The 13,581-nt window shown below is 63.1% G+C and carries 16 protein-coding genes and 1 tRNA gene; 8 read left to right on the top strand and 9 right to left on the bottom strand.

Translation table 11 applies throughout. The features are described from left to right. Positions 1–129: 129 nt before the first annotated feature. The gene (locus GPS82_RS10065; protein ID WP_296494109.1) at positions 130–639 is read right to left on the bottom strand and encodes a hypothetical protein; all 510 of its coding nucleotides are present in this window, start codon (positions 637–639) and stop codon (positions 130–132) included. Positions 640–737: 98 nt separating this feature from the next. After that, positions 738–1,217, bottom strand: coding sequence for a hypothetical protein (locus tag GPS82_RS10070; RefSeq protein WP_296494111.1), 480 nt, complete (start codon positions 1,215–1,217; stop codon positions 738–740). A gap of 42 nt (positions 1,218–1,259) precedes the next feature. Here GPS82_RS10070 and GPS82_RS10075 point away from each other — a divergent pair, with 42 nt between their 5' ends. From GPS82_RS10075 to pyrC, 4 genes are all read left to right on the top strand, one after another. Then, positions 1,260–2,270 carry an aldo/keto reductase gene (locus GPS82_RS10075; RefSeq protein WP_296494114.1) on the top strand — a complete coding sequence of 337 codons (1,011 nt, stop codon included), beginning with the start codon at positions 1,260–1,262 and terminating at the stop codon, positions 2,268–2,270. 214 nt (positions 2,271–2,484) lie between these two features. Further along, a complete protein-coding gene (locus GPS82_RS10080; RefSeq protein ID WP_363717446.1) occupies positions 2,485–3,051 on the top strand; it encodes a hypothetical protein in 567 nt (188 codons plus the stop codon). 51 nt (positions 3,052–3,102) lie between these two features. After that, the gene (locus tag GPS82_RS10085; RefSeq protein ID WP_296494120.1) at positions 3,103–4,077 is read left to right on the top strand and encodes a LysR substrate-binding domain-containing protein; all 975 of its coding nucleotides are present in this window, start codon (positions 3,103–3,105) and stop codon (positions 4,075–4,077) included. Between the two features lie 21 nt (positions 4,078–4,098). Then, the gene (pyrC, locus tag GPS82_RS10090) at positions 4,099–5,130 is read left to right on the top strand and encodes a dihydroorotase (RefSeq protein WP_296494124.1); all 1,032 of its coding nucleotides are present in this window, start codon (positions 4,099–4,101) and stop codon (positions 5,128–5,130) included. 44 nt (positions 5,131–5,174) lie between these two features. Here the strand turns inward: pyrC and GPS82_RS10095 are convergent. The 7 genes from GPS82_RS10095 to GPS82_RS10125 form a co-directional block, all read right to left on the bottom strand. Next, a tRNA-Ser gene (locus GPS82_RS10095) sits at positions 5,175–5,262 on the bottom strand. Between the two features lie 25 nt (positions 5,263–5,287). After that, a complete protein-coding gene (locus GPS82_RS10100; RefSeq protein WP_296494128.1) occupies positions 5,288–6,505 on the bottom strand; it encodes a hypothetical protein in 1,218 nt (405 codons plus the stop codon). A 23-nt stretch (positions 6,506–6,528) separates the two neighbouring features. Further along, positions 6,529–7,272, bottom strand: a complete 744-nt coding sequence (locus tag GPS82_RS10105; RefSeq protein ID WP_296494131.1) for a hypothetical protein — start codon at positions 7,270–7,272, stop codon at positions 6,529–6,531. Between the two features lie 45 nt (positions 7,273–7,317). Continuing rightward, the gene (locus GPS82_RS10110) at positions 7,318–7,887 is read right to left on the bottom strand and encodes a hypothetical protein (RefSeq protein WP_296494134.1); all 570 of its coding nucleotides are present in this window, start codon (positions 7,885–7,887) and stop codon (positions 7,318–7,320) included. A gap of 26 nt (positions 7,888–7,913) precedes the next feature. After that, positions 7,914–8,189: a J domain-containing protein gene (locus GPS82_RS10115; RefSeq protein WP_296494136.1), complete on the bottom strand. Its 276-nt coding sequence runs from the start codon at positions 8,187–8,189 to the stop codon at positions 7,914–7,916. Between the two features lie 23 nt (positions 8,190–8,212). Then, positions 8,213–8,767 (bottom strand): adenine phosphoribosyltransferase, encoded by a 555-nt coding sequence (locus tag GPS82_RS10120; RefSeq protein ID WP_296494138.1) that lies wholly within the window; start codon positions 8,765–8,767, stop codon positions 8,213–8,215. Positions 8,768–8,822: 55 nt separating this feature from the next. Beyond that, entirely contained in the window at positions 8,823–10,814 is a 1,992-nt protein-coding gene (locus GPS82_RS10125) for a monovalent cation:proton antiporter-2 (CPA2) family protein (RefSeq protein WP_296494141.1), read from the bottom strand. A 58-nt stretch (positions 10,815–10,872) separates the two neighbouring features. Between GPS82_RS10125 and GPS82_RS10130 the strand changes: the two genes are divergently transcribed. The 4 genes from GPS82_RS10130 to GPS82_RS10145 all read left to right on the top strand — a co-directional run. Next, the gene (locus GPS82_RS10130) at positions 10,873–11,874 is read left to right on the top strand and encodes a KpsF/GutQ family sugar-phosphate isomerase (RefSeq protein WP_296494143.1); all 1,002 of its coding nucleotides are present in this window, start codon (positions 10,873–10,875) and stop codon (positions 11,872–11,874) included. Beyond that, positions 11,874–12,419 carry an HAD hydrolase family protein gene (locus GPS82_RS10135; RefSeq protein ID WP_296494148.1) on the top strand — a complete coding sequence of 182 codons (546 nt, stop codon included), beginning with the start codon at positions 11,874–11,876 and terminating at the stop codon, positions 12,417–12,419. Before GPS82_RS10130 ends, GPS82_RS10135 begins: the two co-directional genes overlap by 1 nt. Further along, on the top strand, positions 12,416–13,030 hold the full coding sequence (gene lptC, locus GPS82_RS10140) for an LPS export ABC transporter periplasmic protein LptC (protein WP_296494150.1): 615 nt from the start codon (positions 12,416–12,418) through the stop codon (positions 13,028–13,030). Before GPS82_RS10135 ends, lptC begins: the two co-directional genes overlap by 4 nt. A gap of 14 nt (positions 13,031–13,044) precedes the next feature. Continuing rightward, the coding region (locus GPS82_RS10145; protein ID WP_296494152.1) for an SDR family NAD(P)-dependent oxidoreductase at positions 13,045–13,581 on the top strand (537 nt) is incomplete at its 3' end.

The following is a 13,581-nucleotide window of genomic DNA, read 5'->3' on the forward strand; positions in this document are numbered from 1 at the left end:
GGCTGGCCGCATTCTTGAACGCGGCACGCATGCAGCCTTGCTGGTTTCAGGCGGCCGCTACGCGCAGATGTGGGCGCTGCAGCAAAGCGCGGAGTAGCCTACTACAGCGTGCGCGATGGCAAGACGCGCTTACTTGCCGCGTCCGCCGCCACCGCCATTACCACCGCCATTACCACCGCCATTACCACCGCCATTACCACCGCTGTTGCCGCCACCCTTGCCACCGCCCTTGCCACCAGAACTGCCGGCACTGGTGCCGCTGCGACTGTTTGCGTTGGCACTTTGGCCGTACTGACCGGTTGCAGCAGCCTTGTTGGCTGCGTTTTGCGTCGCCGGCTCGGCCCGGTTGGCAGCACTGACGACAGCGCCCAAGCTCAGACCCAGCGAATTTGCGATTTCCCCCCAGCCCATGCCCTTGTCACGCATGGCCTGAATGCTTTCTTCGGCAGCTGAAAGTTGCGCCTCCGTGGGTGCAGTATTGCCAGCGTCGGCCAGATCAGCTTTGGCCAGATCAGTAGTAAAGCTTCGGCTGGGCGAGGTTTGTGGATCGCTCGTGGTTGTCTGCGCCGAGACGCCAAGGCCACCAAGCAGCGCGGCAGAAATAAGGCCGACAGCCCATAGATTTTTAGTCAATTGCATGGTTTACCCTTTCAAAGTTCAACGTACTTCGCAGCTTACGCCTCTCAGCGGCCATGTGCGAGGGCGTTTGTAAGAAGATGTTGAGGCAGTTACACATCTCACGGCTTCATCAGATCCTCGATGGCATCCATCACGATCATGGTTCCCAAAGCCACCAGAAGAATGTCGTTTGCGACACGCACATACTTGTACCCGGAGGGGGCCACCCCGATTTGGGCAATGACGGCGCTGGGCACCTGGTACTGAATGAGCGTGGCGGGAAGCGGTTGCCCGATCAGCCACTTTTTGGCCTGGCCGGGCGGCATGCAGCCATTGTTTTTCTTGGCCAGACCCGGCGGGCATTTCCCTTTGGCCTGCACACCTGCGTAATAACGCGACACGGCCTGACGTTGTTCATCGCGAAAATAGCCACCGATCTGCACCACCGGCACCGCTTGCCCCTGGGCGTTTTGCCCCTTCGACTTGCCCTGCCCAGCCGATTCAGGTTTGCTGGCCAAGCTGGCGACCGAGGTGGCCAGCATGGCCAACAACAGTGCAGATTTCAGTAGTTTTGTCTTGCCGGCTAGTGGTGTTGGCATAGACTTCCATCCTTTTCTCTTAAGTTTGAGCAGAAGGCAAGCATGCTATACCGCAATCTTGGCAAAAGCAATTTGAAAGTCTCGGCCCTGTGCCTGGGCACCATGATGTTTGGCGACCAGACAGCGCTGGCTGAAGCCGCCGCCATCGTGGCTGATGCCCGCGCCCACGGCGTGAACTATCTTGACACCGCCGACGTGTACAGCAAGGGCGGCTCGGAAACCATGGTGGGGGAACTGCTCAAGGGCCAGCGCCACGACTGGGTGCTGGCCACCAAGCTGGGCAACGCCATGTCGGAGCGGGTCAACGAGGGCCACTATTCGCGCAGCTGGATGTTGCGCGAGGTGGCGGCTTCACTGGCGCGCCTGCAAACCGATTACGTGGACATCTTGTACCTGCACCGTGACTTTGACGGCATGAACCTCGAAGAGCCCTTGCGCGCGCTTGACGCCATGCTGCGCGCGGGCCAGATCCGTGCCTGGGGTGTGTCCAACTTTCGGGGCTGGCGCATTGCCGAGCTGGTGCACCTGGCGGCGCGACTGGGCATGCCGGGACCCGTGGTGTGCCAGCCCTACTACAACCTGCTCAACCGCATGCCCGAGTTTGAGGTGCTGCCAGCCTGCGCGCACCACGGCATCGGCGTTACCCCCTACAGTCCGGTGGCGCGCGGTGTGCTCACCGGCAAATACCTGCCGGGCCAGTTGCCTGAGCCCGACAGCCGCGCCGGCCGTGCCGACAAGCGCCTGGCCCAGACCGAGTTTCGCGAGGAGTCGCTGCTGATTGCGCAACAGCTGAAGGTGCATGCAGAAAGCAAAGGGATCAGCCTGGCGCAGTTTGCCTGCGGCTGGGTGCTGGCCAACGCGGTGGTCAGCTCGGTCATTGCCGGGCCGCGCACGCTCCAGCAATGGCAAGACTACCTGCCCGCGCTCGACTACGTGTTCACCGCAGAAGACGAGGCGCTGGTGGACAGCCTGGTCAAGCCTGGCCACCCCTCCACCCCCGGCTATACCGACCCGGTCTACCCGCCCACCGGCAGGCGTCAATCAGTCGGGTGATGCGCTTTGCGGAGGTCAAGGCGGAGTCCGCGCAGCGGACGGGGGACACGCAGCAAAGCGCATCGCCCGGCTGATTGGGAAAGCGCCGTAATGCAGCCCTTGGCCCCGCATCGCACCCAAACGCCAGCCTGGCCCACTACACTCAAGGAGCCGTTTAGCTCCCAACACCTTCCCAATGGATATTTTTGTTCTTTTCATCTTGCTGGCGATTGGCATGCATGTTCTCAAAACGCGCGAGCAGGCGCAGCGCATTGCCTTGCTCGGCAGCTACCTGGCCGAATTCCAGATAGAAAAGCTGATGCAGGACGTGCTGGGCGGCTACCAGCGCGCGCTGGGTGAGGCCGACGCCGAGCGCCAGGCCCAGGTCTGGCGCCATCTGGAAACAACAGAGCGAACACTGTCCGAGCAGTTCAAGCTTTTTGTGCTGGAATTTGCGAAAGTGGCCGAGCCGCAAGCCCGGCTCAGCCGCCTCCCGCTGGCCCTGCCTTTTGTCTCGCAGTATTTTCCGGCCAGCACGCTGGACCTGCGCAAGTTGCTCAGCGTGCATGCCCACGGCATCGCCTTGGCCGCCCAAAACAGCCCCGACCAGCCGCTGAAAAGCAAGGCATTCACGCTGTCGGCCGAACTGATGCTGATGCAGCACAGCTGCCACTGGTTTTGCCGCTCCAAAACAGTCGCCTCGGCCCGCTTGCTGGCGCGCCACAAAACCGCTTACGCCCAAGTGCTGGCGTCGGTAACGCCGTCAACCCGGCAAGCCTATCTCAAACTGACTGGAAATTGACCTGCTGGCAGCACGCCTCAGGCAGCCTGGTCTGGTACACAATCATTGCCTATGGAAACCAAATGGCTTGAAGATTTTGTCAGCTTGGCCGAAACCCGCAGTTTCAGCCGTTCGGCGCAGTTGCGCCATGTCACGCAACCGGCGTTTTCAAGGCGCATCCAGTCGCTGGAAGCCTGGGCCGGTTCCGACCTGGTGGACCGCAGCAGCTACCCCACGCGCCTGACACCCGCAGGCGAAACACTGCATGACCAGGCGCTCGAAGTGCTGCAGGCCCTGCAAACCACGCGCGCCATGTTGCGCGGCCACGCCACCGCCGCGCAGGATGTGATCGAGTTTGCCGTGCCGCACACGCTGGCGTTCACGTTTTTCCCGGCCTGGGTGTCGTCCCTGCGCGAAACCTTTGGCCCCATCAAGAGCCGCCTGATTGCGCTCAATGTGCATGATGCGGTGATGCGCCTGGTAGAGGGCAGCTGCGACCTGCTGATTGCCTACCACCATCCGTCCCAACCCAACCAGCTTGACGCGGACCGCTATGAAATGGTGAACCTGGGCGAAGAAGTGGTGGCACCCTACAGCAAACCTGACGAGCACGGCAAACCCCTGTTCGAGCTGCCAGGCAAGGCGGGCCGCCCGCTGCCCTATCTGGGCTACGCGCAAGGCGCTTACCTCGGCCAGATGGTGGAGCTGATCCTGAAACGCAGCAGCGCGCCGATCCACTTCGACCGGGTCTACGAGACCGACATGGCCGAAGGCCTGAAAGCCATGGCGCTGGAAGGCCACGGCGTGGCGTTTTTGCCCCTGAGCGCGGTACGCAAGGACCTGCGCGCGCACAAACTGGTGAGCGCCGCCCCCCCCGAGCTGAAAGACCTCAGCATCACCATGGACGTGCGCGCCTACCGCGAACGCCCCAGCCACCGCGAAACGCTCAAACCCGGTCAGGCTGCCGAGCGGGCGGGCAACGACGCCCACAAACATAACGCGCAAGCCTTGTGGGACTATCTGCTGGCCCACCACGGCGCCGTTTAACTTTTTCATGACAGCCCCAACATGATCAACTCCCTCACCCTGACCCGCCCCGACGACTGGCACCTGCATGTGCGCGACGGCGCCGCACTGAGCACCGTGGTGCCGCACAGCGCCGCCCAGTTTGGCCGCGCCATCATCATGCCCAATTTGCGCCCGCCAGTGACCACCACCGCGCAGGCGCTGGCCTACAAGGCACGCATCCAGGCGGCGGTGCCGGCCGGCCTGGCGTTTGAGCCGCTGATGACGCTGTACCTCACCGACATCCTGCCACCCGATGAAATTGCCCGCGCGCGCGAATCCGGCGTGGTGGCCGTCAAGCTCTACCCGGCCGGCGCCACCACCAACAGCGACGCCGGCGTGACCGACCTGCGCAAAACCTACCCCACGCTTGCGGCCATGCAGCGCGCCGGCATGCCGCTGCTGGTGCACGGTGAAGTGACCGCGCCCGAGATTGACCTGTTCGACCGCGAGGCAGTGTTCATCGACACCCAGCTGATCCCGCTGCGCCGTGATTTTCCCGAGCTGAAAATTGTGTTTGAGCACATCACCACGCGCGAGGCAGCACAGTATGTGGCTGAGGCCGACCGCTTTACCGCCGCCACGCTCACCGCGCACCATCTGCTGTACAACCGCAACGCCATCTTTACCGGCGGCATTCGCCCGCATTACTACTGCCTGCCGGTGCTCAAGCGCGAAAGCCATCGCCAGGCCTTGCTGGCCGCAGCCGGCAGCGGCAACCCCAAGTTCTTCCTGGGCACCGACAGCGCGCCGCACGCGGTGCACCTCAAGGAGCACGCCAGCGGCTGCGCCGGCTGCTACACCGCGCATGCGGCCATGGAACTGTATGCGCAGGCTTTTGATGCGGCAGGCGCGCTCGACAAGCTGGAAGGTTTTGCCAGCTTTTTTGGGGCCGATTTTTATGGCCTGCCGCGCAACACCGGCACGCTCACATTGAGGCGCGAGGCCTGGACAGTGCCCGAACGTTTTGCCTTTGGCGAAGCCGAGCTCAAACCCCTGGGAGCAGGCGAGTCGCTGGCGTGGAAGATTGTTTGAAGGGGGATTGAAGTCACGCAAAAAGGGTGCGCATCAATTGAATCTGGCGGAAGCGGTGAGATTCGAACTCACGAACCCTTGCGGGTTGCCGGTTTTCAAGACCGGTGCAATCGACCACTCTGCCACGCTTCCAGGGGCTGGATTCTAACCCGGCAAATCAGGCCACATTGCATTCGCGCCGCAGCAGCGACAGGGCATCCAGCAGTTTGGGGTCGCGGTCACTGATCAGGGCGGCTTGCGCCTCGTGCACAAATTCCTGCCAAAGTCCCATGAAATCGTCCTGGTGCTGTTCCGGCGCATGGGCTTGCAGGTACTGGGTGGCCAGCGCCGGTTGCCAGCCGTGTTTGCGGATCTTGCGCACCAAGGCGGCGGCGGTTTTGTCGGTCAGCAGGGTTTTGGGCGCGTTGCCGGCGGCCACGCTCAGGCACAGCGTGAGCACAGTGCCGTCGTCACTGTGGCCCTGGGTGAGCTTGTCCCAGGCCGAAGACCGGTTGCGGTCATGCTGGCTGACTTCGCTCAGGCCATCTTCAAGCCAGAAGTAACGCCCCATGAATGCCGGGGTCTGGTCAAACAGCTTGCGCGCTGGCAGACGCGCATCCAGCAAGCGCGGCCAGTCCGCCAGCACCGACTGGCGCACCGTCTCGACCACCGCGCGGTAAGCCTTGGGCAGGCTTTTGGGCAGGGTCAACAGCGCCGGTGCGGGTTGCTGCTTGCGCATTGCTGCGATCAATTTTTCAAAGGTAACCCAATCGGGCAGTTCCTTGCGGCGAGCCATGTTGAGCAGCAAGGCGGTGCGGATCACGGCCTCGGCGTCGGGCTCGGCATCCTGCAGGTCGTCAGCCGACAGGCCCAGTTGGTCGGCCAGCCAGAGCGCGGCCTCGACCACCAGCACGGCGTGCTGGCGGGCCAGAAACTCGGCCTGGTAGTCGGCATGGCTGGCCAGTGACCAGCGCGCCAGCTGCGCGATGTGGCGGTCGCTGAAACCACCGCGCTCATTCATGCCAAAGTGGGTGTTTTGCGGCATCACAATCAGCGCCTTGAGCAGGTCGGAGCCGGCCTTGGAGCGCGACAGCAGGGAGTGGTCGCGTAGCAGGCCGGCCGCCACGCGCAGGTCGCCACTGCTTGCGTCCTGCAGGTGCAGACTGACCAGATTCACCAGCCGGTCGCGCGCCTTTTCGAGTTCGGGGCGCAGGTATTCGCTGCCAAAGTAACGCGCAATCTGCACCATGCCCCTGGGTGCCTCCTCGGCGATGGCCTCCAGTTTGGCCTGGTCGATGAGGCCGTGCTGCACACCATAGACCAATGTCTTTTCAAAGAACGGCCGCGCATCAAACAACGACACGCCATGGGTGGATTCAGACTTGGGCAGCGTCATGCGATTCAGTGCTCAGCGCAAACTCAGATGGCAGATTCTTCGTCGGGGTCGATGGCGGCAGGCGTGGCCTTGCCGCGATCGGTGGCGCTGGTCTCGAACTTGCCGTCGTCCTCGGCCATGTCCTCTTCGTCCAGACCCAGCTCAAAAGCGCGGGCCTTGGCGCGCAGCACCAGCAGCATTTCAATGAACAGGTCGGGGTTTTCGTAGCGCAACAGCCACGCCAGTTGCATCCAGTCGGAGTCAGCCACTTCGTCCTGATCCAGCCGGGCGCTGGCATACGCATTGGCGCGCAGCTCGTCTTCAGACACCATTTCGCCGTCGTCTTCAACTGTTTCGAAGGTTCCGGTGCGGGCAAACGCCTCGACCCGGCTCCACTTTTCTTCAAAATAGTCGGCCAGCGCTTCTGCGCCGCCTTCCAGGTCGCCAATGGCATTGAGGAACGCCAGCGGGTCGGCGCCATCCCGGAAAATGATCGAGTTCATCATGCCGCGCAAATGGCTGCGGGTCAGGTCGCGGTATTGCTTTTCGATCACCACCGCGCGGGCAAACTGCTCGGGCGTGATCATCAGGTTGATGATGGAGGCGCGGGAGTCGTCGTACTCCCGAATCACCGCCAGCACGTCCTTGGGCGGCAGCAGCGCCAGCACCTCCATCAGCGCGCCGTCGCCTTCCCGGTCGGCCAGCTCAACCAGCGCAAACTCTGCGCCCACAATGTCGCCTGCGGCAATCAGGGACTGCGTTTTTTCGATCAAAGCCAAATGCTGCATGTAGGGTTCCTGTCGAGTCGATGGGGTGATGCGGGTGCGTGCGCGTTAGTCCTTGCGGTCAAAGCCGTGCTCTTCCAGCCACTCCGCGCTGGATTCTTCGTGGTCATGGTGCTGCTCGCCGTCTTTGTCAAACTCGTCGGCATGGCCTTGCCGGCGCACGCTGCCGTGCTCACCCCCGCTCTCGTCAGCGTGCCCTTCATGCGCAGCCGCTTCGTGGTGATGCGCCGACGGCCGGTGGTACAGATACTCCAGCGCCGCCGCCACCACCATGAACCAGTCGCCCTGCGGCTCGGGCAGCAGGGCGTCGGCCAGTTCCTGCGCCCACGGGGTCAGCTGCACCGCATCATGCAGGCTGCTCCAGTCAGGGAACTCGTCCGAATCAAGGGTCAGCACCTGCTCCATCACCGCCGGCAGCTCAAAGTGAAAACCGCCATGAAACACCACGGCCACCATCTCGGGGCTCAGTTCCATCATCTGCTTCAGGAAGGCGATCTGGCCACGCTTTTCCAGCAGGCGCTTGCGCAGCACATTGCGCCCTTCCGAGTCAAACGCGAGGTCGTCAATCTCGGCCTGGTAAGACGTGCGCAGTGCGCGAAAAAAAGCAGACATGCTCATGGCGTTCTCGGGGGTTGGGTTGGTATTCAAATGATGCGACTGATGTAATCCTGCCAGATCACGCGGGCGGTGTCGAGCGGGCTGTCGAGCAGGTTGCGCTGGCGATTGTCATCATAAGCCTTGCGCTTGTCAGGGTCCGACAACACTTCGTAAGCCACCTGCACCAGCCTGAAGCGCGCCGCGGCGTCGGCGGCGCTGCTGCGGTCCGGGTGGTGGAGGGCCGCCTGCTGGCGAAACGCTTTCTTGATGTCAGCCAGCGTGGCCGATGGTTGCAGGCCCAGCGCGGAGTAATGGTCTTTCATCTGACGGCTTGGGGAATGGGGCCTTAATGGCCGGCAAAATCCACCAGGGTGAACAACGTCAGGCCGCCCGCGCGCAATTTGTCCGACCCACCCAGCTCCGGCAGATCGACAATGACAGCGCCTTCCGTGACGATGGCGCCCAGCTTCTCCAGCAGTTTCTTGCCGGCCATCATGGTGCCGCCGGTGGCAATCAGGTCATCTATCAGCAGCACACGCTGGCCCGGCTTGACGGCGTCGGTGTGCAACTCGACCGTGGCGCTGCCGTACTCCAGCTCGTAGGTTTCCTCGACGGTCGTAAAGGGCAGCTTGCCCTTTTTGCGGATCGGCACAAACCCCACGCCCAGTTCATAGGCCACCACCGCGCCCAAAATGAAACCGCGCGCGTCCAATCCGGCCACCACATCGGGGCGGCGCTCGGCGTCCATGTAGCGGTGCACAAACGCATCAATCAGCACCCGGAACACTTTGGCATCCTGCAGCAGCGGCGTGATGTCGCGAAACTGCACGCCGGGCGCGGGCCAGTCGGGCACGGTGCGAATGTGCTCGCGCAGGTATTGATTCACGCTGAGGTTTGGCATAAGAGGTCCATCAAACAAAGTCCCTTATTGTGCCCCGCGGCGCAGGCGCCTGGCGTCAAAAGCCATCCTTGAGCAACATGCGCTCGGCGTGCTCCAGCATGTCGGACTTGCCCGAGAGCAACAAGGTGTCGCCCTCAGTCAGCACCACGTCGTCGGTCAATTTGATGACTTGCCCGGTTTTGCGGCGCAAGCTGACCAGTTGCACCCCCAGGCGCTCCCATTCCACCTCGCCCACCTTTGTGCCCAAGGATTTGGCCGCGAGCGGCAGCAACACCGAAGTCAGGCGCTCCTGCTGCAATTCGTCGACTGAGCCGTCATCCGCGCCACGGAAGAATCCGCGCAGCAGTTTGTAACGCGCCTCGCGCTGCTCCTGCACCAGGCGAATCACCCGGCGCATCGGCACACCCACCAGTGCCAGCGCGTGGCCGGCCAGCATCAACGAGCCTTCAATGGCTTCCGGCACCACCTCGGTGGCACCCGATTTTTGCAGGGCTTCGAGGTCATGGTCGTCTTGCGTGCGCACCACCACCGGCACCTGCGGCGCATGCTCCTTGATGTGGGCCAGCACCTTCATGGCACTGGGGGTTTCCAGGTAGGTGATGACCACCGCGCTGGCGCGCGCCAGGCCCGCGGCCATCAGCGCCTGCAGCCGCGCGGCATCGCCAAACACCACCGAGTCGCCGGCCCCGGCAGCCTGGCGCACCCGGTCGGGGTCGAGGTCAAGCGCGATGTAGGGGATGGACTCCTTGTCGAGCATGCGCGCCAAATTTTGTCCGCAGCGGCCGTAGCCACAAATAATCACATGCTTGCTGGCCTTGATCGACTTGCGCGCAATGCTGGTCATTTGCACCGACTCCATCAGCCACTCGTTGCTGACGAGCTTCATCACAATCTGGGTGCTGCGCATGATGATGAACGGTGTGGCCAGCATCGACAGCACCATTGCCGCCAGAATCGGGTTGAGCAGTTCGGGCGGCACCAGCTTGCTGCCCTGCGCCAGCGTCAGCAGCACAAAGCCGAACTCGCCCGCCTGCGCCAGGTAGAGCCCGGTGCGCAGGGCCACACCCATGGACGAGCCCAGCGCGCGTGCCAGAAAAGTCACCACCATCGCCTTGTACAGCACTGGTACCGTGACCAGCAGCAGCACCAGCGGCCAGCGGTCCAGCACCAGCCGCCAGTCCAGCATCATGCCGATGCTGATAAAAAACAGTCCCAGCAGCACATCGTGAAACGGCCGGATATCGGTTTCCACCTGGTGCTTGTACTGCGTCTCGGAGATCAGCATGCCGGCAATGAACGCCCCTAGCGCCAGGCTCAGGCCCGCCAGTTCGGTCAGCCATGACAGGCCCAGCGTGACCAGCAGCAGGTTCAGCACAAACAGCTCTTCGCTCTTGCGGCGCGCCACCAGGGTCAGCCACCAGCGCATGAGGCGCGGGCCGCCGACCAGCAGCACGGTGATCAGCACCGTGGCCTTGAGCAGCGCCCAGGCCAATGTTTCGGCCATCTGCTCTGGCGGGGCGCTCAGGGCCGGAATCAGCACCAGCAGCGGCACCACCGCCAAGTCCTGGAACAGCAGCACGCCCATCACGCGTTTGCCGTGCTCGGTTTCCATTTCCAGCCGCTCGCTCATGAGCTTGACCACAATCGCGGTGCTGCTCATCGCCATGGCGCTGGACAGGGCCAGCGCGGTGCGCCAGTCCATGCCCCAATATTTGGGTGCCAACTGGGCAAACGCCATGCTGGCCGCCGTGGTGATCAGCATGGTCAGCGCCACCTGGAACAGGCCCAGGCCAAACACCAGGTTGCGCATGCTGCGCAGCTTGGGCAGGTTGAACTCCAGCCCGATCACAAACATCAAGAACACCACGCCAAATTCGCCCAGGTGGCGCACCCCGTCGGCGTTTTTGGCCAGCGCCAGCGCGTTCGGGCCAATCACCACCCCGACCGCCAGATAACCCAGCATGGGCGGCAGCTTGAGCGAGCGACACGCCACCACACCAATCACGGCAGCCAGCAGATACAACAGGGTTAATTCAAGTGGATTCACCCCCTGATGCTACCAAGCGAAAGCGCTGTTCGAAAGGACAGCCCGATAGAATGCTGCCATGACAGTTCCATCCCCTCCAGCGCCCGCATTTGATGCCGACCGGGCCATGGCGCTTGCGCTCGAAACGCTCGACATTGAAGCCGCCGCGCTGCTTGGCCTGAAGCCGCACATTGGCGCCGACTTTGTGCAGGTGGTGCGCCTGATGCTGGCGGTGCAGGGCCGCGTGGTGGTGATGGGCATGGGCAAAAGCGGCCACATTGGCCGCAAGATTGCCGCCACGCTGGCCTCCACCGGCACCCCCGCCATGTTTGTGCATCCGGCCGAGGCCAGCCACGGCGACCTTGGCATGATCAAGCCGGTGGACGTGGTGCTGGCCATTTCAAACAGCGGCACATCCGAGGAACTCACCGCCATTTTGCCGATGATCAAGCGCCTGGGCGCACCGCTGGTGGCCATGACGGGCCATGCCGAGTCGATTCTGGCGCGCCATGCCGACTACTTTTTGAACAGCGGCGTCGCCAAAGAGGCTTGCCCACTGAATCTGGCACCCACCGCCAGCACCACGGCGCAACTGGCGCTCGGTGATGCGCTGGCGGTGGCGCTGCTCGATGCCCGCGGCTTCAAGGCCGAAGACTTTGCCCGCTCGCACCCGGGCGGCGCGCTGGGGCGCAAGCTGCTCACGCTGGTCAGCGATGTGATGCGCAGCGGCGACCAGGTGCCCAGCGTCGGCCTGCAGGCGAGCTTTAGCGACCTGATGCGCGAGATGAGCGCCAAAGGCCTGGGCGCCGCCGCCGTGGTGGATAACAGCGGCCAGGTGATGGGCATATTTACCGACGGCGATTTGCGCCGCCTGATTGAAAGGGGTGTGGATTTGCGCAGCAGCACGGCACAGCAGTTGATGCACCCAAGTCCCAGCACCATCGGCCGCGATGCGCTGGCGGTTGATGCCGTCGAACTCATGGAGCAGCGCCGCATCACCAGCGTGCTGGTGCTCGATGCCCAGGGCAAGCTGTGCGGCGCGCTCAACAGCAACGACCTGATGCGGGCCAAGGTGATCTGATGCCCCCCGCACTCAACTTCCCGCCAGAATTGCTGCTCAAGGCGCAGGGCATACGCGTGGTGTTTCTGGATGTCGATGGCGTCCTGACCGATGGCGGGCTGTATTTTTCGGAACACGGCGAAACCCTCAAACGCTTCAACACGCTCGACGGCCACGGCCTGAAACTGCTGCAACGCGCCGGCATCACGCCCGTCGTCATCACCGGGCGCGACTCCAAGGCGCTGCGCGTGCGGCTGGCGGCGCTGGGCATTGAACACGCCCACTTTGGCACCGAAGACAAGCGCCCCGCGGCCGAGATCACGCTCAAGGCACTGGGGTTGGACTGGCAACAGGCTGCCGCCATGGGCGACGACTGGCCCGACCTGCCCATGCTGACCCGCTGCGCCCTCGCCTGCGCGCCCGCCAATGCCCAGGCCGAGGTGCTGGCCAGCGCCCATTACGTGACCCGGCGCCAGGGCGGAGACGGTGCGGTGCGTGAACTGTGCGACCTGTTGCTGGTCGCCAGCGGCCGTTATGTCGATTTATTGCAGGAAGTCCTGGGATGAACAGGCTTCGCCACTGGTTCGATCAGCTGACCCTGTATTTGCCCGTGCTGCTGATGGGGCTGCTGGCCATGGCCACTTATTGGCTGGTCCGCAGCACGCCAGTCACCGACACCCCAAAGTCGGCAGCGCCGGTGCAACACCAGCCTGATTACTTTCTGCGCCAATTCACGGTCAGGACCTTTGATCCGGTTGGTCGGCTCAAAAGTGAGGTCACAGGCGGTGAGGCACACCATTTTCCGGACACTGACACGCTGGAAATTGACCAGTTTTTCATCCGCTCTTTCAACCAGGATGGCAACCTGACCACGGCCACCGCGCGCCAGGCCATCAGCAACAGCAATGCGTCCGAGGTCAAGTTGCTTGGGCAGGCCAGGGTCGAACGCAGCGCCATCCGCGACAAGAGCGGCAAGGAGCAGCCCGCCCTCACCTTCAAAAGTGAGTTTTTGCATGCCTTTCTCGACACGGAGCGCGTCACATCGGACCAACCCGTCGAACTCACCCGGGGCCCGGACCGCTTTACCGCCAACAGCATGGACTACGACAACAAGGAGCGCGTCATGCTGCTCACGGGTCGCGTCCGGGGTCAACTGGTTCCCGCCAAGACACCCTGAAAGCGGCACTTCTCATGACGCCATTGGTCCTGATTACCGGCGCATCTAGCGGGATTGGCCAGGCCATGGCCCTGGCTTACGCCCGGCTTGGCTATCGACTGGCTTTGGTGGCGCGGCGCGGCGAGGTGATTCAATGCTGGCTCGATGCCCATCAAATCAAGCCGGACAGTTACGCCATTTACTGCGCAGATGTCACCGATACCGGTCAGATGGCCAGCCTGGCACAGACTTGCATCGCGCAGCAAGGCGTGCCCGATGTGGTGATCGCCAACGCCGGCATCAGCATCGGGGTGGATTCGTCGGTGCATGCAGACCTGGAAGTGATGGCACACGTTCTGGCAACCAATGTGATGGGCACTGCGGCCACGCTGGGGCCCTTCATAACACCCATGGTGAAGCGCGGCACGGGCACGTTGGTGGGCATTGGCAGCGTGGCGGGCATTCGGGGCCTGCCAGGCCATGGCGGTTACTGCGCCAGCAAGGCCGCCGTCATCAGCTATTGCGAGAGTTTGCGCGGCGAGTTGCGCTCAAGCGGCGTCAAGGTGGTCACG

The sequence above is a fragment of the Rhodoferax sp. genome, assembly GCF_011391645.1.
GTDB lineage: Bacteria > Pseudomonadota > Gammaproteobacteria > Burkholderiales > Burkholderiaceae_C > Rhodoferax.

Excerpts from the sequence above, each read along its gene's own strand:
- GPS82_RS10065 (WP_296494109.1), bottom strand. The coding sequence starts at position 639 with ATGCAATTGACTAAAAATCTATGGGCTGTCGGCCTTATTTCTGCCGCG.
- GPS82_RS10070 (WP_296494111.1), bottom strand. The coding sequence starts at position 1,217 with ATGCCAACACCACTAGCCGGCAAGACAAAACTACTGAAATCTGCACTG.
- GPS82_RS10075 (WP_296494114.1), top strand. The coding sequence starts at position 1,260 with ATGCTATACCGCAATCTTGGCAAAAGCAATTTGAAAGTCTCGGCCCTG.
- GPS82_RS10080 (WP_363717446.1), top strand. The coding sequence starts at position 2,485 with ATGCATGTTCTCAAAACGCGCGAGCAGGCGCAGCGCATTGCCTTGCTC.
- GPS82_RS10085 (WP_296494120.1), top strand. The coding sequence starts at position 3,103 with ATGGAAACCAAATGGCTTGAAGATTTTGTCAGCTTGGCCGAAACCCGC.
- pyrC (WP_296494124.1), top strand. The coding sequence starts at position 4,099 with ATGATCAACTCCCTCACCCTGACCCGCCCCGACGACTGGCACCTGCAT.
- GPS82_RS10100 (WP_296494128.1), bottom strand. The coding sequence starts at position 6,505 with ATGACGCTGCCCAAGTCTGAATCCACCCATGGCGTGTCGTTGTTTGAT.
- GPS82_RS10105 (WP_296494131.1), bottom strand. The coding sequence starts at position 7,272 with ATGCAGCATTTGGCTTTGATCGAAAAAACGCAGTCCCTGATTGCCGCA.
- GPS82_RS10110 (WP_296494134.1), bottom strand. The coding sequence starts at position 7,887 with ATGAGCATGTCTGCTTTTTTTCGCGCACTGCGCACGTCTTACCAGGCC.
- GPS82_RS10115 (WP_296494136.1), bottom strand. The coding sequence starts at position 8,189 with ATGAAAGACCATTACTCCGCGCTGGGCCTGCAACCATCGGCCACGCTG.
- GPS82_RS10120 (WP_296494138.1), bottom strand. The coding sequence starts at position 8,767 with ATGCCAAACCTCAGCGTGAATCAATACCTGCGCGAGCACATTCGCACC.
- GPS82_RS10130 (WP_296494143.1), top strand. The coding sequence starts at position 10,873 with ATGACAGTTCCATCCCCTCCAGCGCCCGCATTTGATGCCGACCGGGCC.
- GPS82_RS10135 (WP_296494148.1), top strand. The coding sequence starts at position 11,874 with ATGCCCCCCGCACTCAACTTCCCGCCAGAATTGCTGCTCAAGGCGCAG.
- lptC (WP_296494150.1), top strand. The coding sequence starts at position 12,416 with ATGAACAGGCTTCGCCACTGGTTCGATCAGCTGACCCTGTATTTGCCC.